Origin of the sequence: Paraburkholderia phenoliruptrix (genome assembly GCF_047325075.1) — a bacterium.
GTDB classification, from domain to species: domain Bacteria; phylum Pseudomonadota; class Gammaproteobacteria; order Burkholderiales; family Burkholderiaceae; genus Paraburkholderia; species Paraburkholderia phenoliruptrix.
This window is the reverse complement of the sequence record NZ_CP168530.1, coordinates 1,981,866-2,000,357: the sequence shown is the minus strand read 5'-3', so window position 1 is coordinate 2,000,357 and position 18,492 is coordinate 1,981,866. Positions and strand designations below refer to the sequence as shown.

The window sequence follows — 18,492 nt, the reverse complement described above, 5'->3', positions numbered from 1 at the left end:
GCACTCGTTGAACACGCGACCATTAACCGGTCGTTCAACGCATACGTTAAGGAAATTACCGTCATGAAGAAGCAAGTTCTCGCCGCCGCCGTCGCCGGCCTGTTTTCGATCGCCGCGTTCGCGCAGGCCTCCGCGCCCGTAGTTGCCTCCGCTTCGCAAGCCATCGCGATCCACGCCGCTCCGGTTGCCGTTGCCGCCAGCTCGGCTGCAGCGAACGAGGCCAAGCCGGCGGCCACGCACCATCACGCGAAAAAGCAGCACAAGCACGCGCGTAAGCATGCGCACAAGCATGCAGCGGCCGCTCATGGCGAAGAGGGCGCTGCGCCCGTCGCCGACGAGGCAGCACCCGCCAAGCCGTAAATTCCGCGCTCGCGTCGCGAGCCAGCGAAGAGGCGGGTCGATGCAAAACATCGACCCGCTTGCGCCATACCGGTCCGCGCCCGCGTGATAGCGGCGCGCGGCGGACCGCACCCGCCCATGGAAAAAAGCACGAGCGCCGCATGTTGCTCGTCGAGATAAAAATTTATCCAGAGTCCTAATGAAAATCTGTTTGTCCCGATGCGCCGGGCGGCTCTTCCCGATGCTGCTCGCGTTGTCGTTGGCTCCGCTGTGCGCCTGCTCGCTGTTGGCGCAGAGCGCGCCATTGCGTGACGCCCCGGCCAGCACGGCGCCGGATCCTATCGCAGCCTGGGCGGCCGGGCGTGCGCTGTCAGCACAGGGCGAAGCTCCAGTGGCCGCGGGGTTCTATCGCGTGAATCCGGGCGACACGCTGACGGCGATTGCGCGGGAGTTCGGCCACGAGGCTTCCGCGATTGCGCAGTGGAACCGTCTTTCCGCCGATGGCGCGTTGCGCGCCGGACAGATCGTGCGCGTCGGGCCGCCCCCGGCCAGTTCGGGCGACCAGGCTGAGGCGAATGCGCACACGGCTTCAGGTTCGGATAAACGCGCAGGCAAAAGTGCGGACAAAAGCGCAGAGAGAAGCGCGGATGCGGCGTCAGCGAACACTGCCGATGCCAAAGCCCGGTTGATGTGGCCGGTCGGCGGCACGGTGAAACAGGCCTTCGTGGCCGGCAAGACCAAAGGCATCACGCTCGCCGCGCAGCCCGGCGAGCAGGTGAAAGCAGCGGCGAGCGGCAGAGTCGTCTATGCAGGCGGCGGCATCACGGCTTATGGCCGGCTCGTCGTCATCAAGCACGACGCGCACTTGCTGAGCGCTTATGGCAACAACCGCACGCTGCTCGTCAAGGAAGGCATGCCCGTCAAAAAAGGGCAGGCGATTGCCGAAGCTCCCGCGGACGCCGCCGGCGATGCCTTCATACGCTTCGAAGTGCGCGAGGACGGCAAGGCCGTCGATCCGCTCATCTATCTTCCCAGGCGCCATTAAGACGGCGCCTCGCTCCCCGAACTGAAACCGACGCGATGCGCTGTGCTGCCCGTGCAGCCCGGCGCGCGCGATGACGCTTATGAATTTTCATTTTTGCCGCGTTTCAAGCAGCCATCTTTCAGCGACGCTTGCGTCGGTAGGTATGGCGCTCGCGCTTGCCGGCTGCGCACAATCCGGTGTCGATGCAGCCTTGCCAGGCGCCGGGCCCACAGCGGTGCAGATGCGACGAGGCGCGCCACTCTCCGCCTCGCAGTACGGCGACGGCGCGAACGCAGACGCCGTGGCGGCGCCGCTTGCATCGGCCGCCGAGCCGCGCAATGACATACCGTCCGCGATCGATGATGCAACAGTCGCTGCGGCTTGTGCCTGCGGGAAGGGTTTTCAGCAAACCGGCTTCGCTTCGTGGTATGGCAGGATGTTCCAGGGACGCCGCACCGCGAGCGGCGAACGCTACGACATGCATGCATTGACGGCAGCGCACCGCACCTTGCCGTTAGGCGCCTGTGTGCGTGTGACGTCGCTGGTCCGCACACGTTCTGTCGTCGTGCGTATCAACGACAGAGGGCCATTCGTGCGCGGACGGATCATCGACCTCTCGTACGCCGCCGCGGAGGCACTCGGCGTTCGCCGGGCCGGCAGCGCGCAGGTCAGGCTGGAGCACGTCGCGCCCGTGCGCGGCGCGGATGGCGTGCGCCGCTGTATGGATCTGCCGACCTGACATTGCGCTTTAACAGCCAATGCGCGGCGGTTTCACCCGGCTTACGCGCGAATAACGAGCGCCTGCGGTTTTCACCGCGTGCTGCGGCGGGACTGTAACAAATCGTCGCGTGTGTAAAGGGCGCCGCTTTTGAAGCCTTTAGTCATAACTTTTTCGCGCCTCACGGAGCGCTGCTCCGGAGTGGCCGGGCGCTAAGGGCTGCGTAATAACTACCGCCCGAGCGACCGCCCGCGTCGTTACAAAAGCAGTTCTTTCATCTTGAGGAAGATTTTCGTAGCAGTTATTTTTTCTCCACTCGTGTGGGCAGCCCCCGCGAGCGTGTGGTGTTTTTTGAAGCGGCGTCGTCCCACGCGGGCACGACGCCGTTCTTTTATGTGGGAACGCGAGGAGCGCGGGCACGCTGCTCAGGCCGCCCCGGTTCGGCGGCTGGCCCCAGCGTGCGGCGCCGTGCCCGGCTGCTCGATTCGCCGATACGCGGCCTCGGAGAGGCCCCACGCAAACCCGATCAGCGCCGCGGCCACGACGCTCAGATAGCGCCCGCCAATGGACTGCAGCACCGCGCCGCCGAGCAGCCCCGAGCACGCGAGCCCGATATACGTGGCCGTATTGTTGAGCGCGAGCAGCAACGGCGCGACGTGCGGCGACAATTGCACGAGTCGGTGCTGCTGCGGAACGATGAGGCCCCAGCCGCAGATTCCCCAAACCGTCAGTGCAAGCGCGGCGCTCAACGTCTGCCCGGAAGTCCACGGCAGCGCGCAGAAGTTGACGGCGGCCACGCACAGCATCGCGTTGATGATGTGGCGACTGCGGAACTTGTCGACGAGCCGTCCGGCCCACAGGTTGCCTCCCGTCGCCGCCACGCCCCACAACAGGAACATGCCGGCCAGAATGCGCTCGTCGCCGTGCGTCACATGATTCAACACGACGCCTGCATACGTGTAGACCATCAGAAAGCCGCCGAAGGCGAACAGCGAGGTGAGCAGCGTGAGCGCAATGCGCATGTCGCGTACCGGCGCAAGCCGCTCCCGCAAGCGGATCGATTGCGGTTGCGCGACCGACGGCAGCATCGTCCACACACCGATCATTGCCACCAGTCCGAGCAGCGTGACGAACCAGAGCGTCGTTCTCCAACTGCCGAATCCACCGATAAACGTGCCGATGGGCGAACCGAGCGCCGTGGCGCCCGTCAGGCCGGCCGTCACCGTGGCCAGCGCGCGGCCGCGTCGCTCGGGTGTCGCGAGCGCCGAGGCGACACCCAATGCCGTGGGCGAAAAGAGGGCCGCGCCAAAGCCCGCGAGCGCCCGGGCGAAGAGAACCCAGTGGAGGCCGGTTGCCATCGCGCTGATCGCATTGCCGATCACGAAAATGCTCAGCGCGGCGACGAGCAACAGCTTGCGCGGCCATGTGCCGGCGACGGCCGCCATGACCGGCGCGGCCACCGCGTAGGTCAACGCATAAAACGTCACCATGAGGCCGGCCGCGCTGACGGAAGTGTGCAGCGAAGCCGCCACGCCCGGCAGAATGCCGGCGACCACGAAATTGTCGGTGCCCATGGCAAACATGCCCAGCGCGAGTATCAGTAATCGACGGTCCATGAGGTTGTCTACCCAGCGAATTGACTCCAATGCAAGGCGGCAGCCGTGCGCAAGCCGCCTCGCTCCTGCCGGCGCCGGCTTGCCGACGCGACTCATGGCCAAGCATAGCGTTCGTTGACTGCGTCTCAAATGTCGTATATACCTGCAATTCAGGACATGGCTGGAGTCGCGCATGCACAGCATTGGTTTTGTCGTCTTTCCCCATTTCTATTTGATGGGCTTCGCGGCAGTCACCGCCTTCGAGATGGCCAACGGCGTGCTGGAGGAGCCGGCGTACGAAGTGACGATCCTCTCGGAGAACGGCGGGCTGGTGATGTCGTCGGCGGGCATTCGCGTTGAGACGCAACCGTTCGGCGACGCCATTTTCGATACGGTGATGTTCGGCTCGGGCGTCGACATCGACCTGCGCTCGCCGGCATTGACGGACTTCGTCAGGCGCTCGCTCGACACCTCGCGGCGGATCGCGGCGCCTTGCACGGGCGCGTTCGTGCTCGCCGAAGCGGGCGCGCTCGACGGCCGGCGCGCCACGACGCATTGGCGCTTCGCCAACGATCTGCAGCGCCGTTTCCCGAAGATCGCCGTCGAGGAAGACCAGATTTTTATCGTCGACGGGCCGATCTGGACGTCCGCGGGCATGACGGCCACCATCGACATGGCGCTGGCGATGATCGAGAAAGACCACGGCCAGGACGTGTCGCGCACGGTGGCGCGCAAGCTCGTGGTTTATCACCGGCGCGCGGGCGGGCAGTCGCAGTTTTCGACCTTGCTCGACCTCGACCCGAAGTCCGACCGGATCCAGAAAGCGATCGACCACGCGAACGCCAATCTGCGCAACGCGTTGACCGTGGAGGAACTCGCCGACGTCGCCGGCTTGAGCCCGCGTCAGTTCAGCCGGGCGTTCAGCGCCGAGACGGGGCAGTCCCCCGCGAAAGCCGTCGAGCACCTGCGCGTCGAAGCGGCGAGGCTGATGCTGGAGCAAGGGCGTCTGTCGCTGGATGTGATTGCAGACCAGGTGGGGTTGAACGATCGCGAGCGGATGAGACGCGCGTTCCTGCGCACCATCGGGCAGCCGCCCCAGGCAGTGCGGCGCTTGAGTCGCGAAACGCGCGGCGCGCTGGGGCAACCGTCCGGCCTAGTCGCGGACGACGGCAATCCCGTATGCCCGGCGCGAGGACGGGCCGGCGAGCGGCGTCTGCGATAGGGAAAATATCCGTATTGCAGCTAATTTGATTTTAGCCGTATAGCAGCTAAAATGAAGATAGCCGAATAACGGATATTTCTATGACTTCCGCTCCCTTCAGTCAGCCGCTGTTCACCGCAACGCAGCTCAGTCAGTTGCTGGTTGCGTCGCGCAAGCGGCGCAAGCTCACCCAGGCGGAGCTCGCGCAGCGCGTCGGCTTGAGTCAGAACCGCATATCCTATCTGGAAAGAAATCCCGAGGATCTCAGCTTCCGGCAATTGCTCAGCTGGTGCGCGGCCATCGGCCTCGAGCTGCGTCTCGGCGAGCGGGGCGGCGTCGAATCCACCAGCGTTTCGGAGTGGTGAGCGTGGGCCGCCGCTCGCATAGCCAGACGCTTTCCCTTTGGGCCAACGGCGATTTCGTCGGGCGTTGGACCATCCATGCCAATGGCGAATCCGAGCTGCAGTACGACAGCGCCTGGTGTCGATCGCCACGTGGGCGGCCGATCTCGCTGTCGCTGCCGTTCAATCTGCACAACGAGCCGCTCAGGGGAGATCGCGTCTCTCACTACTTCGACGGCCTTCTGCCGGACAATGAGGCAATTCGAAGGCGAGTGGCGGCGCGGTTCAAGACCGGCTCCATCGAAGCGTTCGATCTGCTTTCCGCCATCGGCCGCGACTGCGTGGGCGCGCTTCAACTGTTGCCGGACGACGCGGTACCGCAGGGCATCGACAAGGTGGAGGGTGTGGTTGTCGACGAAGAGGCCATTGAGCGGCACCTGCTCGAAGTGGTCAGTCCCGAGCGCTTTGCCGCGGCGAGAGACCCCGACGACGACTTCCGCATCTCGCTGGCGGGCGCCCAGGAAAAGGACGCATTCCTGTGGTGGGATGGCCAGTGGATGAAGCCGCGCGGCGCGACACCCACCACGCACATCTTCAAGCTGCCTATCGGCATGGTGGGCGGCCGCAAGGCCGACTTCACGACCTCCGTCGACAACGAATGGCTGTGCATGCGGCTTCTGAAGGCCTACGGGCTGCCCACGGCCGACGTGCGCATCGCGACGTTCGGCTCGCAGCGAGTGCTTGTCGTCGAGCGTTTCGACCGGGTCCTCTCACGCAGTGGAAAGCACCTGTTCCGGCTCATCCAGGAGGATTTCTGTCAGGCAACCGGCACCTCGCCCCTCGTCAAGTACGAGAACGAGGGCGGCCCCGGCCTTGCGACGCTGTTCACGCTGTTGCAGCAGTCGCAGCAGGCGGACGAGGACATGCGCACGCTCATGGCCTCGCAGATCATTTTCTGGATGATGCGAGCGCCGGACGGTCACGCAAAAAACTTCAGTCTCCAGTTGCTGGCCGGCGACGGCGGACGCTTCAGGCTGACGCCCATCTATGACGTGATGTCGGCCTACCCGGTGATCGGCGGCGGGCCGAGCCAGTGGGCGGAGCAGGAAATCAAACTGGCGATGGCCCTGCTCGGCAAGAACAGGCACTATCAGATGCACAAGATCGAGCGGCGCCATTTCAACAGCACGGCGAGGAAGGTCGGCTATGGCGAGAACGCCGAGCCGCTGCTTCAGGAGATTATTGCCCGCACGCCCGGGGTCGTCGAACAGGTTAGCGCCGAACTTCCGCAGGGCTTCTCGGAGCAGGTGGCCGACAAAGTGCTGGGCGGGATGCTCGAGGCGGCGCGCGCGCTGGAACGCATGCCCGCAACCTGACAGGTCGAACAAGCGATAATATGGCATTCCATCGGCCGGCGCTGCTCCCTCGGGCGCCGGCCGGAGTCGAGCCCATCTCCTCTTTGCCGCCTATGTCAGACCTTCGCATCGACCGCAACGCCAAAACGCTGCGTGAGCTCACGCTTGAAAAACTGCGCGGCGCCATCGTGCAAGGGTACTTTCGACCCGGCGCGCGGCTTGTCGAGCGTACGCTGTGCGACGAACTGGGCGTGAGCCGCACGGTGGTGCGCGAGGTGCTGCGGCATCTGGAAACGGAAGGGCTGGTCGAGATCGTCGCCCGGCAAGGCCCGATCGTCGCGCGGCTCGATCCCGACCAGGTGGCGGAAACCTATGAATTGCGCGGCCTGCTCGAAGCCAATGCCGCGCGGGCTTGCGCGGACCAGTCGTCGCCGGAACTCGTCGCGCGGCTGCGCGGGCTGCGCAAGGTCATCGAAGACGCGTTCGAGAAAAATGACCTGCCGCGCGTGCTCGAATACACCGAGCTTTTCTACGATGCCATGTTCGAGGGCGCGCACAAGCACGTCTCGCTCAGCGTCGTCAAAACGTTGAATGCGCGCATCAATCGGCTGCGCGCGCTGACCATCGCGACGCCGGGGCGCGGCGACGAGTCGAATCAGGAGATGAACGCGCTGCTCGACGCGATCGAGCGGCGCGACGGCGACGCCGCCGCGGCGGCATCGGCTGCGCACATCAAGCGGGCCGGCGAGCTTGCAATGAGCGCGCTCACACAGCAAGCGGAGCCGGCCGTGGGCGAGTGACGCGAAGTTAAAGCGAATGAAGTGAAGGCCGCCGGTCTCCCGGCGGCCTTTTTTATTTGACCGCCTGCCGCATACCGCATACCGCAACCTCACCCAAGGCTGCAGCCGACGCCGTCGCCCGCCTCCCGCGAGTGCTTGCCGGGATCGTGCCTGAACGCCCATGCTTCATCTCATGGTATTCCATAATACTGATTAGCTTGGTGTCGGCCATAAGATGGCATACCATAATCTCAACGATCCGCATCACACAGGACATCCCGGGCTGCGGCCCCCCGTCAGGAGAACGATATGAAGCTGGAAGTGCGCAAGCTGGTCACCTATGTCGAAGACACTTTCATCGAGGGCGGCCGCGCGGCTGTGCGACCGCTCAAGCTGTTCGGGGCGGCGGCGGTGCTGCGCAATCCGTGGGCAGGGCGCGGTTTCGTCGAGGACCTGAAGCCGGAAATTCACGGGCTCGCACCGCAACTGGGCGAAATGTTGACGGCGGAAATGCTCCGCGTCGCGGGTTCCGGCGAGGCGATTGAAGGCTACGGCAAGGCTGCGATTGTCGGCACCTCCGGCGAGATCGAGCACGCGTCGGCGCTGATCCATACGCTGCGCTTCGGCAATCACTACCGCAAGGCCGTCGGCGCAAAGAGCTACCTGAGCTTCACGAATCTGCGCGGCGGTCCGAACTGCCCGATCTCCATTCCGCTGATGCACAAGCACGACGAAGGCATGCGCTCGCACTATCTGACGGTGCAGTTTTCGATCGTCGATGCACCGGCGCCGGACGAGCTCGTCATCGCGCTCGGTGCTTCGATCGGCGGCCGTCCGCATCATCGGATCGGCGACCGCTATCAGGACCTCAAGGAGCTCGAGTCCAATGAAGCCTGAGTTCGCGCCCGAGCGAGCCGCGTCGCGCGGCGCGGCCGGCGGCACCAGCTACAGCGTGTACGCGCCGCGCTCGCCGGATGCGCTCGCCACGGTCGTGCTGATCCACGGGGTGGGCATGAACCGGAGCGTGTGGGCGCCGCAGATCGACGCGCTGGCGGCAAGCTACCAGGTTCTCGTCTACGACATGCTCGGGCACGGCGAGAGCGCGCTGCCGAGCGCCACGCCGACGCTCGCGGAATACGCCGCGCAGCTAAAGGCGCTGCTCGATGCCATGGGAATCGGGCGCGCGCATGTGGTCGGGCATTCCATGGGCGCACTCGTCGCACTCGAATTCGCGCTGGCGCATCCACAACGCACGCTGAGCGTCGCGGCGCTCAACGCGGTTTATGACCGCACGCCCGCACAACGTGAAGCGGTGATGTCCCGCGCGGCCTCGCTCGGCGAAACGCCACCGGAAGCGGGCGTGGACGCCACGCTCTCGCGCTGGTTCGGCGACCCGGTTCCCGGGCACCTGACGCAGGCGGCGCAAGCGGTGCGCGCGCTGCTGCTTTCCGTCGATCCGCTCGGCTACGCGCGCACGTACCGCCTGTTCGCCACTTCGGACGATGCGCATGTCGGCCGGCTTGCCAATCTGGCCGTGCCCGCGCTCTTCCTGACAGGCGAGTGCGATCCGAATTCGAGCCCGGCGATGTCGCGCGCGATGGCCACGGCGGCGCCCCACGGCCGCGCGGAAATTCTCCCGAACGCGCGCCATATGATGAACCTGACTGACCCCGCGCGCGTGAACGAACGGCTGCTCGCGTTCCTCGCCGAAGCAAACGCCGCACGCCATGCCCACGCATCGATCATTGGAGCAAGCCATGAATGAGCCGGCCACCCACCAGGCTTTCGACGCCGCCGAATTCCGCCGCGCGCTGGGCGCATTCGTGACGGGCGTGACCGTCGTCACGACGATTCAGGCCGACGGCTCGCCACGCGGCTTTACCGCCAACTCGTTCACCTCGGTATCGCTCGATCCGCCGCTGATTCTGGTGTGCATTGCCAGGACCGCGTCGAGCTATGCCGTGTTCTCCGGGACGAGCCACTTCGCCGTCAGCGTGCTGGCGGAAGATCAGCAAGCCGTGTCGGGCGTGTTCGCCTCCAAAGCCGCCGACAAGTTCGCGCAGGTCGCCTGGGAAACGCGCAACACGGGCGCGCCGGTGATGAAGGGCGCCGCGGCGAGCTTCGACTGCGCGACGCACGAGGTGGTCGACGCGGGCGACCACATCATTCTGATCGGACGCGTGCTCGATTTCGTTCACACGAGCGCGTCGCCGCTCGGCTACTGCCGCGGCGCCTACGTGAACTTCAGCCTTTCGCAGGATGCGCTCGCCGCAGCGGGTTCGCGCGCGCAAGTCGGCGCGATCCTCGAACATCGCGACGGACTCGTGCTGCTCGAAACGCCGCAGGGGCTGAAGCTGCCGACGGGCATCAAGCTCGAGCCCGCGAGCGACGCCGCGAGCCTGCGCGGCCTGCTCACGAAGCTCGGTCTCGACGTGCATCTGGACTTCATTTTTGCCGTGTTCGAATCGGGCAATGCGCAGGCAAGCGGCCAGCTCGCGAGCGTGCAGATCTACTACCGCGGCCGCGTCATCGACAACGGTTCGGCGTGGATGGACAGCGCGATCCGCATCGTGCCGCTTGCGCAAATTCCGTGGGATCAACTGCACGACGAAGCCGTGCGTTCGATGCTGCAACGTTACGTACGCGAACGCAGTGAAGACGCGTTCGGCATTTATGTCGGCGATACGGAAGCCGGCAAGGTCCAGACGCTCGCGCTCGCGCACTGACATCGCCGCTCACGAGCATGGTCCGCTTCGCCAACGAATCCGCTGCCCGCGATTGCACGCCTACGCGCCGCCCGCAGCACCCACGGTAAAGGAATCATCATGAAGTTCTCGTTGTTCCTGCATATGGAGCGCTACGACGACACCACGTCGCATCGCGAACTCTTCGACCAGATGACCGAACTCGTGCAGCTCGCCGAGCGCGGCGGTTTCGAAACCGCGTGGATTGGCGAACATCACGCGATGGAATTCACGATTGCGCCAAATCCGTTCGTCAATCTCGCGTATCTCGCGGCGAAGACGGAGCGCATCCGTCTCGGCACCGGAACGGTGATAGCCCCGTTCTGGCATCCGATCGCATTGGCCGGCGAAGCGGGCATGGTCGACGTCGCGAGCAACGGCCGGCTCGATCTGGGCATTGCGCGCGGCGCCTATTCGTTCGAATACGAGCGGCTTGTGCCTGGACTCGACGCGATGACAGCCGGCGCGCGGATGCGCGAACTCGTCCCCGCGTTGCGCCAGCTTTTCAAGGGCGACTACGCGCATCAGGGGGAATTCTGGTCCTGGCCGACAAGCACGCCGGTGCCGCGTCCGGTTCAGCAGCCGCATCCGCCGCTGTGGCTTGCTGCTCGCGATCCGAATTCGCACGCGTTCGCCATTGCGAACGGCTGCAACGTGCAGGTGACGTCGCTCGCGCAGGGCGACGCCGAAGTGGTGAGCCTCATGGAGCGCTTTAATGCCGCCTGCGCCGCCAATCCGGACGTGCCGCGCCCGCAGGTGATGATGCTGATGCACACGTTCGTCGGCGCGAACGCCGCCGAAGTGGACGCGGCCGTCGAAGACCTCGCGCAGTTTTACCGCTACTTCAGCAAGTGGTTCAAGAACGAGCGCCCGATCGAGCAAGGCTTTATCGAACCGATTACGGATGCCGACATCGACATGTTCCCGCAGTATTCGTCCGAAGCCATCCGTAAGAACCTCGTGATCGGCGAACCGAGGCAGGTGATCGCGCGCCTGAAGGGTTATGAGGAACTCGGCTACGACCAGTACAGCTTCTGGCTCGACAGCCATATGAGCTTCGAGCGCAAGCGCAAGTCGCTGGAACTCTTTATCTCCGACGTGATGCCCGCATTCGGCGCGCACTGACACCGACGCCGATACCTGTTCAATATCCCGGAGTGGCTGACATGGTTGAGCGGTTCCAGCAATACATCGACGGTGCGTTCGAAGATGCGCGCGAGTCTTTCGACAGCGTCGATCCATCGACGGGCGAGGTGTGGGCGCGCATGCCTGCTGCGAGCGAGCATGACGTCGACCGAGCGGTTCAGGCCGCGCATCGCGCGCTCACCGACCCGGCGTGGGCGAATCTCACGGCGAGCGCGCGCGGCAAGCTGCTTTACACACTCGCGGATCTCGTCGCGCAGCATGCGCCGCGTCTGGCCGAACTCGAAACGCGGGATACCGGCAAGATCATTCGCGAGACGAAGAGCCAAATCGGCTATGTCGCCGAGTACTACCGCTACTACGCGGGCGTCGCCGACAAGATTCAGGGCGCGTGGCTGCCGGTCGACAAGCCCGACATGGAAGTGACGCTGCGGCGGGAACCGGTTGGTGTCGTCGCCGGGATCGTGCCGTGGAATTCGCAGCTTTTTCTGTCGGCCGTGAAGATTGGCCCGGCGCTCGCCGCGGGTTGCACGATCGTGCTGAAGGCTTCCGAAGACGGCCCCGCGCCGTTGCTCGAATTCGCGCGGCTGGTGCACGAGGCGGGCTTTCCCAGAGGCGTCGTGAATATCGTCACGGGCTTCGGCAACGACTGCGGGCGCACGCTGACGAGTCATCCGCTCGTGTCGCGGATTGCCTTTACGGGCGGTCCCGAAACCGCGCGCCACGTGGTGCGCAATTCGGCGGCGAATCTCGCGGCCATGTCGCTCGAGCTGGGCGGCAAATCGCCGGTACTTGTCTTCGAGGACGCTGATCTGGAAAGCGCGTGCAATGCCGTGATCGCCGGCATTTTCGCGGCGACCGGGCAGAGTTGCGTCGCCGGTTCGCGGCTCGTCGTCCAGCGCGGCATTCATGACGCGCTGATTGAGCGGCTCGTCGCGAAAGCGCAGGCGATCCGCATCGGCAATCCGCAGGATGCGGCCACCGAAATGGGGCCGCTCGCGACGCGCCGGCAACTGGAGCACATCGAAAACGTGCTGCGTGCGAGCGTCGCAGCCGGCGGCCGGATAGTGACGGGCGGCAGGCGGGCCGACGGTTTTGCGCGTGGCAACTACTTCCTGCCGACTATCGTCGATTGTCCGGACTCGCGGGTGCCAAGCGTGTCGGAAGAGCTGTTCGGTCCAGTGCTGAGCGTCGTCACGTTCGATACCGAAGCCGACGCCATTGCGCTTGCGAACGATACGCGCTATGGCCTCGCCTCCGGCGTGTTCACCCGCGATCTCACGCGCGCGCACCGTCTCACGCGCGCGTTGCGGGCCGGCATCGTGTGGATCAACACCTATCGCGCTGTGTCACCCATTGTGCCGTTCGGCGGCTACGGTCTGTCCGGGCTCGGCCGCGAAGGCGGCCTCGAAGCGGTGCTGGAGTACACGCGCACCAAATCCGTGTGGATCCGCACATCGGACGAACCGATCGCCGATCCGTTTGTGATGCGCTGAGCGCCGGCATCCGCCCAAACCGACACCTGGAGCCCGCATGTACTACGAAATCCGCACCTACCGCATCAAGACCGGCGCCGTGCCGAGCTATCTGAAGCTCGTGGAGGAAGAGGGCATCGAACTGCAGAAGCGCTATCTCGGCGAACTGGTCGGCTATTTCTTTTCGGACATCGGCCCGTTGAACCAGATCGTGCATATCTGGGCTTATCCGAGCCTCGACGAGCGCGAGCGACGCCGCGCGGCGCTCGCGGAAGACCGCGCGTGGCAGGCGTTCGCGCCGAAGATCCAGGCGCTGATGGAAGAAATGGAAAACAAGATCATGAAGCCGGCGCGCTTTTCGCCGCTTGCCTGACGCATCAGAAGCTCAAAGCCGGCATTCGACCGGCCGCCGTATGCGTTCCCCGATACGCACCCTATCCATGGAGACAGACATGAAGACCCGAAGCACCCTTATCGCGTCGCTGCTCGCATTGTGCACGGCGGCGCCCGCGCTTGCCGCGGACCCGATCGTGTTCACGAGCTGGGGCGGCACGACGCAGTCGTCGCAGCAGAAGAACTGGGCACAGCCTTTCACGCAGGCCACCGGCATCAACGTGCTGATGGACGGCCCGACCGACTACGGCAAGCTGAAGGCGATGGTCGACAGCGGCAATGTGAACTGGGACGTCGTCGACGTGGAAGGCGACTTCGCGTATGCCGCGCAGCAGGCCGGTCTCATCGAGCCGATCGATTATTCGGTCGTGAAGAAGGACGAGCTCGACCCGCGCTTTGCGACGCCGGCGGCGGTGGGCAGCTTTTACTACTCGTTCGTGCTCGGCTACAACAAGGCGAAGTACGTGGGCGCGCAGCCGCAAAGCTGGGCCGATCTGTTCGATACCAGGAAATTCCCCGGCAAGCGCACGCTCTATAAATGGTCCGCGCCCGGCGTGCTGGAAATCGCGCTGCTCGCCGACGGCGTGCAGCCGAACAAGCTGTATCCGCTGGATCTCGACCGTGCGTTCAAGAAGCTCGACACGATCAAAGGCGACATAGTCTGGTGGAGCGGCGGGGCGCAATCGCAGCAACTGCTCGCGTCGGGCGAAGCGCCTATCGGCATGTTCTGGAACGGCCGTCTGCATGCGCTCGAACAGACCGGCGTGCCGGTCGGCATTTCATGGAACCAGAATCTGACCGCCGCCGACATGCTGGTCATTCCGAAGGGCGCGAAGCATAAGGCCGAGGCGATGAAGTATCTGGCTGCCGCGACGAGCGCCCAGGCGCAGGCGAAGTTCGCCACGGACACGGGCTACGCGCCCGTCAACCTGAAGTCCGCCGCGCTGATGTCGCCCGCGGTCGCAAAGACGCTGCCCGATCAGTACAAGTCCTCGCAGATCAATCTCGACATGAAGTACTGGGCCGAGAACCGCGACGCCATCGCGAAGCGCTGGTACGCGTGGCAGTCGAAGTAAGCGTGCGGCGCGCCGCACCGTCACTGGAGTGGATGGGGAAACACCATGCCTGATGTTCTGAGTACCGTCGTGCATCCGTCTGCCGCAGTTCCGCGCCGGCGGCGCGACTGGCGCAGCATGCGCCTCCTGATGCCGGCGCTCCTGCTGCTCGTCGTGTTCTTCCTGCTGCCGGTGCTGTCGCTGCTGCTGCGCAGCGTGCTGGAGCCGACGCCGGGCCTCCAGAACTACACGCAGCTGCTCGGCTCGACCACGTATTTGCGCGTGTTCGGCAATACGTTTCTGGTGGCGTCGGTAGTGACGGTCGCGACCTTGCTGATCGGCTTTCCGACCGCCTGGCTGCTGGCCATCGCGCCGCGCAAGCTGAGCACCGTGCTGTTCGCGATCCTGCTGCTGTCGATGTGGACCAATCTGCTCGCACGCACCTTCGCCTGGATGGTGCTGCTGCAGCAGACCGGGCCGATCAACCGTCTGCTGATGGCGCTCGGCGTGATCAGCGAGCCGCTCACGCTCGTCAACAATCTGATCGGCGTGACGATCGGCATGACCTACATCATGCTGCCGTTCCTCGTGATGCCGCTGCATGCGACTTTGCGCGGCATCGATCCGTCGACGCTGCGTGCCGCCGCCGTCTGCGGCGCGAGCCGCTGGCAGGCGTTCTGGCGCATTCTCGTGCCGCTCGCCATGCCGGGCATCGCGGCCGGCGGGCTGATGGTGTTCGTGATGGCGCTCGGTTATTTCGTCACGCCCGCGCTGCTGGGCGGCGCTTCATACATGATGCTCGCGGAACTCATCGCGCAGCTCGTCCAGCAATTGCTCAATTGGGGCCTGGCGGGGGCCGCGGCGTTCGTGCTGCTGGTCGTCACGCTCGCGTTGTATGCATTGCAATTGCGGTTTGCGGGCGGAGCGCGCGCGACCGCGGGAGGGAAATCATGAAACAGCCACCGTACCCCCTACGTTCGCTGCTCCTCAAAGGGGCGTCAGTCCCCCTTGGGGCGGCCCGACGGGAGATTTGACATGCTCCTCGACTTCGATCGCCTCGGCGCCATGCGCTGGGTGTTGCTTGCCGTCGGCGCTGCCGTCGCGCTGTTCCTGCTTCTGCCGATTCTGTTCATCGTCGCGCTGTCGTTCGGCGATTCGCAGTGGCTGATCTTTCCGCCGCCGGGCTGGACGCTGGAGTGGTACCGCCAGCTTTTCACCGACGCCGGCTGGATCGACTCGCTGCTGACGAGCGCGAAGCTCGGCGCAATCGTCACCGTGCTGTCGGTGCTGATCGGCTTTCTCGCGTCGCTCGCGCTCGTGCGCGGCAGGTTCCGCGGACGCGAGGCGGCGCGCGCATTCTTCATCACGCCGATGGTGCTGCCGGTCGTGGTGCTCGCGGTCGCGCTGTATGCGTTCTTTCTGCGCATCGGTCTGAACGGCACCATGACGGGCTTCGTGATCGGCCATCTGATCATTGCGTTGCCGTTCTCGATCATCTCGATCAGCAATTCGCTCGCGAGCTTCGACACGGCGCTCGAGGATGCGGCGCTCGTCTGCGGTGCGTCGCCGCTTCAGGTGAAGCTGCGCGTGACCTTGCCGGCAATCCGGCTCGGCCTGTTCGCGGCGGCGATCTTCTCGTTCCTCGCATCGTGGGACGAGGTCGTCGTGTCGATCTTCATGGCGAGCCCGACGCTGCAGACTCTGCCCGTGCGCATCTGGGCGACCTTGCGGCAGGACCTGACGCCCGTGGTCGCGGCAGCGTCCTCGCTGCTCGTCGGCCTGACCACCGTATTGATGCTCGCGGGCGCCGTGCTGCGCCGCGCGCGCTAACACACGCTATTCGAGGTAACGAGCCATGACTTCCGCATTCCTGCAAATCCAGCGCCTGCGCAAGACTTACGACGACGTCGTCGCCATCGATCATGTATCGCTCGACGTCCGCAAGGGCGAGTTCATGACCTTCCTCGGGCCGTCCGGTTCGGGCAAGAGCACGACGCTTTATATCGTCGCGGGCTTTCAGGAGCCGAGCGAAGGGCGCGTGCTGCTCGACGGCAAGCCGCTGCTTGCCGTTGCTCCGAACAAACGCAACATCGGCATGGTGTTCCAGCGCTACACACTGTTTCCGCATTTGACGGTCGGCGAAAACGTGGCGTTTCCGTTGCGCGTGCGGCGCCGTCCGGAAGCCGAGGTGAAGGCCAAGGTCGAACAGATGCTCAAGCTCGTGCATCTGTCCGAATGCCGCGATCGGATGCCCGCGCAGCTATCGGGCGGGCAGCAGCAGCGCGTCGCGATTGCGCGTGCGCTCGCCTACGATCCGCCGGTGCTGCTGATGGACGAGCCGTTGTCGGCACTCGACAAGAAACTGCGCGAAGAGATCCAGCTCGAATTGCGCCGCATCCATCAGGAGACGGGCGTCACGATTCTCTATGTGACGCACGACCAGGAAGAGGCGCTGCGTCTGTCGGACCGCATCGCCGTGTTCAACAACGGGCGAATCGAACAGGTCGGCACGGGCGAGCAGCTCTATGCGAATCCCGCGTCGCGCTTCGTGGCGAGCTTCATCGGCAATTCGAACTTCTTGCCGGTGCGCGTGACGGCGCACAGCAACGGCCGCATGAACGGCGTGTTCCCGAACGGCCACGAGGTGGCGACGGGCACTTTCCATCCGGCGCTGAGCGCGGGCGACGACGGCACGCTGATGATCCGTCCGGAGCAGATGCGCATCCACGCGCTGCGCGATGCACGCCACGCGGCCGGGCTGCCCGTGACGGTGCGCGACATCACCTATCTCGGCGACGCCATGCACTACGCGGTCGCGACGCCCTGGCAACAGGAGATTTCGATTCGCATGCCGGCGGGGCATCGTCATGACAGCGGGCTCGCGGTCGGCACCGAGGCGCTCGTCGATTGGGACGCGCGCGACGTGCGGCTCTTCGCTCAGGCCTAAGCCCGCAATGAACGACGCGCTGCCCTCGCTGAAGGTCGAACGCCGCACTACGACGTTGCGGGAACTCGTGCTCGAAAAAATGCGCACGGCGATTCTGGATGCGCATTTTCGCCCGGGCGAGCGGCTTGTCGAGCGATCGCTCTGCGAGGAACTGGGCGTGAGCCGTACCGTCGTGCGCGAAGTGCTGCGGCATCTGGAGACCGAGGGGCTCGTCGACTCGATACCGAACCAGGGACCGATTGTCGCGACACTCGACGCAGCCACCGCGGCCGAGATATACGAAATTCGCGCGCTGCTCGAAGGCGAGGCCGCGATGGCTTGCGCGCAATACGCCGATGAGAACACAGTCGCCGATCTGACTGAGTGCCTGCGCAAGATAGAAGACGCGTTCGATGCGGAAAATCATCAGGCCGTGCGGGAGTCGACCACTGCGTTCTACGAACGGATGTTCGGCGCGGGGAAAAAGCGCGTGGCGTGGGAAATAGTGCAGTCGTTGACTGCGCGGATCAATCGTCTGCGGGCCTTGACGATTGCTTCCGACGACCGGGGCCGGCAAGCGGTCCACGAGATGAACCAGATACTCGGCGCGATCCGCGCGGGCGATCGGTGCGGCGCGCGGGACGCAGCGATCGCGCACGTCGCACGCGTCGCGGAAATTGCGCGCGACCTGCTCGACGCGGGGCGCGAGAGCGCGGGTGCGCGCGAGCCCAGCCTGGCACTCACGGGCGGCATCGCGAAGCGTTAAGACTGCCGACGGGAAACCGGTGACGCCTGCCCGGTGGCTTGCGCGCAGATGCTGCCGCGAACGACAAAAACCACACGCCGCCGCGCGCAACGCTATGGCTGGCGCCTCGCATACCTCCATGCGTTTCGCACAACGGCTGCACAGCGCCCAGTCCAACCCCTTGTTTTTCAATCCATTTCGACGCCATGAACGTGGCACGTCGGCGCGCGCCATGCCGCGCCAGACCGATTTGACAAAGCTTAAACGATTTATTTTGAGACAGTTCCTATACTGACTCACGAAATGTCAAATCGCTGTTTCCGAATGCCGGCCGCGGTTTGGAAAACAACGGCGGCGGGGCCAGCACACCGCGCGAGAGAGACCCTCTCATTCAATAACGAGCCCGAATGGGCAGACATACCAGGCGGCAGAACCTGGAAGACGTGCGAATACCGACCGATGGGCAAAGCCGCAAGGCGCGCAAGGGCAGGGGAGCCGGTATAAGCGGAATGCAGGCGGCATGAAAGCGGCAGACAAAGAATCGCAAAGAATCCCAAAGTCATCGCCGGGCCGCCTGCGAGCCGTTTAATGGCGTGGAGAAAAAAACAGCCGTTTTTTCGATTATGATGACCGGCGGTTTGATAATCGCCGCTCCTGAA

19 protein-coding genes are annotated in these 18,492 nt (G+C 64.8%); 18 read left to right on the top strand and 1 reads right to left on the bottom strand.

Annotated elements, in window-relative coordinates:
- The first annotated feature begins 63 nt into the window (after window positions 1–63).
- From ACEN8U_RS08875 to ACEN8U_RS08865, 3 genes are all read left to right on the top strand, one after another.
- Window positions 64–360, top strand: coding sequence for a hypothetical protein (locus ACEN8U_RS08875; protein WP_310111904.1), 297 nt, complete (start codon window positions 64–66; stop codon window positions 358–360).
- Window positions 361–538: 178 nt separating this feature from the next.
- Window positions 539–1,384 (top strand): peptidoglycan DD-metalloendopeptidase family protein, encoded by an 846-nt coding sequence (locus ACEN8U_RS08870; RefSeq protein ID WP_310111902.1) that lies wholly within the window; start codon window positions 539–541, stop codon window positions 1,382–1,384.
- A 79-nt stretch (window positions 1,385–1,463) separates the two neighbouring features.
- Window positions 1,464–2,102 carry a septal ring lytic transglycosylase RlpA family protein gene (locus tag ACEN8U_RS08865; RefSeq protein WP_310111899.1) on the top strand — a complete coding sequence of 213 codons (639 nt, stop codon included), beginning with the start codon at window positions 1,464–1,466 and terminating at the stop codon, window positions 2,100–2,102.
- 404 nt (window positions 2,103–2,506) lie between these two features.
- On the opposite strand, the gene ACEN8U_RS08860 is transcribed toward ACEN8U_RS08865, so the two are convergent.
- Window positions 2,507–3,697 (bottom strand): MFS transporter, encoded by a 1,191-nt coding sequence (locus tag ACEN8U_RS08860; RefSeq protein ID WP_310111897.1) that lies wholly within the window; start codon window positions 3,695–3,697, stop codon window positions 2,507–2,509.
- A 172-nt stretch (window positions 3,698–3,869) separates the two neighbouring features.
- On the opposite strand from ACEN8U_RS08860, the gene ACEN8U_RS08855 reads away from it, so the two are divergent.
- The 15 genes from ACEN8U_RS08855 to ACEN8U_RS08785 all read left to right on the top strand — a co-directional run bounded on the left by ACEN8U_RS08855 (window position 3,870) and on the right by ACEN8U_RS08785 (window position 17,854).
- The gene (locus tag ACEN8U_RS08855) at window positions 3,870–4,898 is read left to right on the top strand and encodes a GlxA family transcriptional regulator (RefSeq protein WP_310111896.1); all 1,029 of its coding nucleotides are present in this window, start codon (window positions 3,870–3,872) and stop codon (window positions 4,896–4,898) included.
- An 80-nt stretch (window positions 4,899–4,978) separates the two neighbouring features.
- Window positions 4,979–5,242 (top strand): helix-turn-helix domain-containing protein, encoded by a 264-nt coding sequence (locus ACEN8U_RS08850; protein ID WP_309585823.1) that lies wholly within the window; start codon window positions 4,979–4,981, stop codon window positions 5,240–5,242.
- Between the two features lie 2 nt (window positions 5,243–5,244).
- On the top strand, window positions 5,245–6,594 hold the full coding sequence (locus ACEN8U_RS08845) for a type II toxin-antitoxin system HipA family toxin (RefSeq protein WP_310111892.1): 1,350 nt from the start codon (window positions 5,245–5,247) through the stop codon (window positions 6,592–6,594).
- Between the two features lie 92 nt (window positions 6,595–6,686).
- A complete protein-coding gene (locus ACEN8U_RS08840) occupies window positions 6,687–7,373 on the top strand; it encodes a GntR family transcriptional regulator (protein WP_310111891.1) in 687 nt (228 codons plus the stop codon).
- Window positions 7,374–7,661: 288 nt separating this feature from the next.
- Window positions 7,662–8,249: an amino acid synthesis family protein gene (locus tag ACEN8U_RS08835; protein ID WP_014973382.1), complete on the top strand. Its 588-nt coding sequence runs from the start codon at window positions 7,662–7,664 to the stop codon at window positions 8,247–8,249.
- Window positions 8,239–9,117, top strand: coding sequence for an alpha/beta fold hydrolase (locus tag ACEN8U_RS08830; RefSeq protein ID WP_310111889.1), 879 nt, complete (start codon window positions 8,239–8,241; stop codon window positions 9,115–9,117). Before ACEN8U_RS08835 ends, ACEN8U_RS08830 begins: the two co-directional genes overlap by 11 nt.
- Window positions 9,110–10,078 carry a flavin reductase family protein gene (locus ACEN8U_RS08825; RefSeq protein WP_310111888.1) on the top strand — a complete coding sequence of 323 codons (969 nt, stop codon included), beginning with the start codon at window positions 9,110–9,112 and terminating at the stop codon, window positions 10,076–10,078. The genes ACEN8U_RS08830 and ACEN8U_RS08825 overlap by 8 nt, the downstream gene beginning before the upstream one ends.
- A 99-nt stretch (window positions 10,079–10,177) precedes the next feature.
- Window positions 10,178–11,221: an LLM class flavin-dependent oxidoreductase gene (locus tag ACEN8U_RS08820; protein WP_310111886.1), complete on the top strand. Its 1,044-nt coding sequence runs from the start codon at window positions 10,178–10,180 to the stop codon at window positions 11,219–11,221.
- Between the two features lie 41 nt (window positions 11,222–11,262).
- Entirely contained in the window at window positions 11,263–12,735 is a 1,473-nt protein-coding gene (locus ACEN8U_RS08815; protein WP_310111883.1) for an aldehyde dehydrogenase, read from the top strand.
- A 37-nt stretch (window positions 12,736–12,772) separates the two neighbouring features.
- Window positions 12,773–13,087, top strand: a complete 315-nt coding sequence (locus ACEN8U_RS08810; protein WP_013592239.1) for an NIPSNAP family protein — start codon at window positions 12,773–12,775, stop codon at window positions 13,085–13,087.
- A 79-nt stretch (window positions 13,088–13,166) separates the two neighbouring features.
- A complete protein-coding gene (locus ACEN8U_RS08805) occupies window positions 13,167–14,183 on the top strand; it encodes an ABC transporter substrate-binding protein (protein WP_310111880.1) in 1,017 nt (338 codons plus the stop codon).
- A 45-nt stretch (window positions 14,184–14,228) separates the two neighbouring features.
- Entirely contained in the window at window positions 14,229–15,116 is an 888-nt protein-coding gene (locus ACEN8U_RS08800) for an ABC transporter permease (RefSeq protein WP_310111877.1), read from the top strand.
- An 81-nt stretch (window positions 15,117–15,197) separates the two neighbouring features.
- Window positions 15,198–15,992, top strand: coding sequence for an ABC transporter permease (locus tag ACEN8U_RS08795; protein ID WP_013592242.1), 795 nt, complete (start codon window positions 15,198–15,200; stop codon window positions 15,990–15,992).
- Between the two features lie 25 nt (window positions 15,993–16,017).
- On the top strand, window positions 16,018–17,109 hold the full coding sequence (locus tag ACEN8U_RS08790) for an ABC transporter ATP-binding protein (RefSeq protein WP_310111873.1): 1,092 nt from the start codon (window positions 16,018–16,020) through the stop codon (window positions 17,107–17,109).
- Between the two features lie 7 nt (window positions 17,110–17,116).
- Entirely contained in the window at window positions 17,117–17,854 is a 738-nt protein-coding gene (locus tag ACEN8U_RS08785; protein WP_310111870.1) for a GntR family transcriptional regulator, read from the top strand.
- Window positions 17,855–18,492: the final 638 nt, after the last annotated feature.

Bases quoted from the DNA above. Each gene is read 5' to 3' on its own strand.
- ACEN8U_RS08810 (WP_013592239.1), top strand. From the start codon at position 12,773: ATGTACTACGAAATCCGCACCTACCGCATCAAGACCGGCGCCGTGCCG.
- ACEN8U_RS08825 (WP_310111888.1), top strand. From the start codon at position 9,110: ATGAATGAGCCGGCCACCCACCAGGCTTTCGACGCCGCCGAATTCCGC.
- ACEN8U_RS08865 (WP_310111899.1), top strand. From the start codon at position 1,464: ATGAATTTTCATTTTTGCCGCGTTTCAAGCAGCCATCTTTCAGCGACG.
- ACEN8U_RS08785 (WP_310111870.1), top strand. From the start codon at position 17,117: ATGAACGACGCGCTGCCCTCGCTGAAGGTCGAACGCCGCACTACGACG.
- ACEN8U_RS08860 (WP_310111897.1), bottom strand. From the start codon at position 3,697: ATGGACCGTCGATTACTGATACTCGCGCTGGGCATGTTTGCCATGGGC.
- ACEN8U_RS08800 (WP_310111877.1), top strand. From the start codon at position 14,229: ATGCCTGATGTTCTGAGTACCGTCGTGCATCCGTCTGCCGCAGTTCCG.
- ACEN8U_RS08795 (WP_013592242.1), top strand. From the start codon at position 15,198: ATGCTCCTCGACTTCGATCGCCTCGGCGCCATGCGCTGGGTGTTGCTT.
- ACEN8U_RS08835 (WP_014973382.1), top strand. From the start codon at position 7,662: ATGAAGCTGGAAGTGCGCAAGCTGGTCACCTATGTCGAAGACACTTTC.
- ACEN8U_RS08805 (WP_310111880.1), top strand. From the start codon at position 13,167: ATGAAGACCCGAAGCACCCTTATCGCGTCGCTGCTCGCATTGTGCACG.
- ACEN8U_RS08870 (WP_310111902.1), top strand. From the start codon at position 539: ATGAAAATCTGTTTGTCCCGATGCGCCGGGCGGCTCTTCCCGATGCTG.
- ACEN8U_RS08840 (WP_310111891.1), top strand. From the start codon at position 6,687: ATGTCAGACCTTCGCATCGACCGCAACGCCAAAACGCTGCGTGAGCTC.
- ACEN8U_RS08790 (WP_310111873.1), top strand. From the start codon at position 16,018: ATGACTTCCGCATTCCTGCAAATCCAGCGCCTGCGCAAGACTTACGAC.
- ACEN8U_RS08855 (WP_310111896.1), top strand. From the start codon at position 3,870: ATGCACAGCATTGGTTTTGTCGTCTTTCCCCATTTCTATTTGATGGGC.
- ACEN8U_RS08850 (WP_309585823.1), top strand. From the start codon at position 4,979: ATGACTTCCGCTCCCTTCAGTCAGCCGCTGTTCACCGCAACGCAGCTC.
- ACEN8U_RS08875 (WP_310111904.1), top strand. From the start codon at position 64: ATGAAGAAGCAAGTTCTCGCCGCCGCCGTCGCCGGCCTGTTTTCGATC.
- ACEN8U_RS08830 (WP_310111889.1), top strand. From the start codon at position 8,239: ATGAAGCCTGAGTTCGCGCCCGAGCGAGCCGCGTCGCGCGGCGCGGCC.
- ACEN8U_RS08820 (WP_310111886.1), top strand. From the start codon at position 10,178: ATGAAGTTCTCGTTGTTCCTGCATATGGAGCGCTACGACGACACCACG.
- ACEN8U_RS08815 (WP_310111883.1), top strand. From the start codon at position 11,263: ATGGTTGAGCGGTTCCAGCAATACATCGACGGTGCGTTCGAAGATGCG.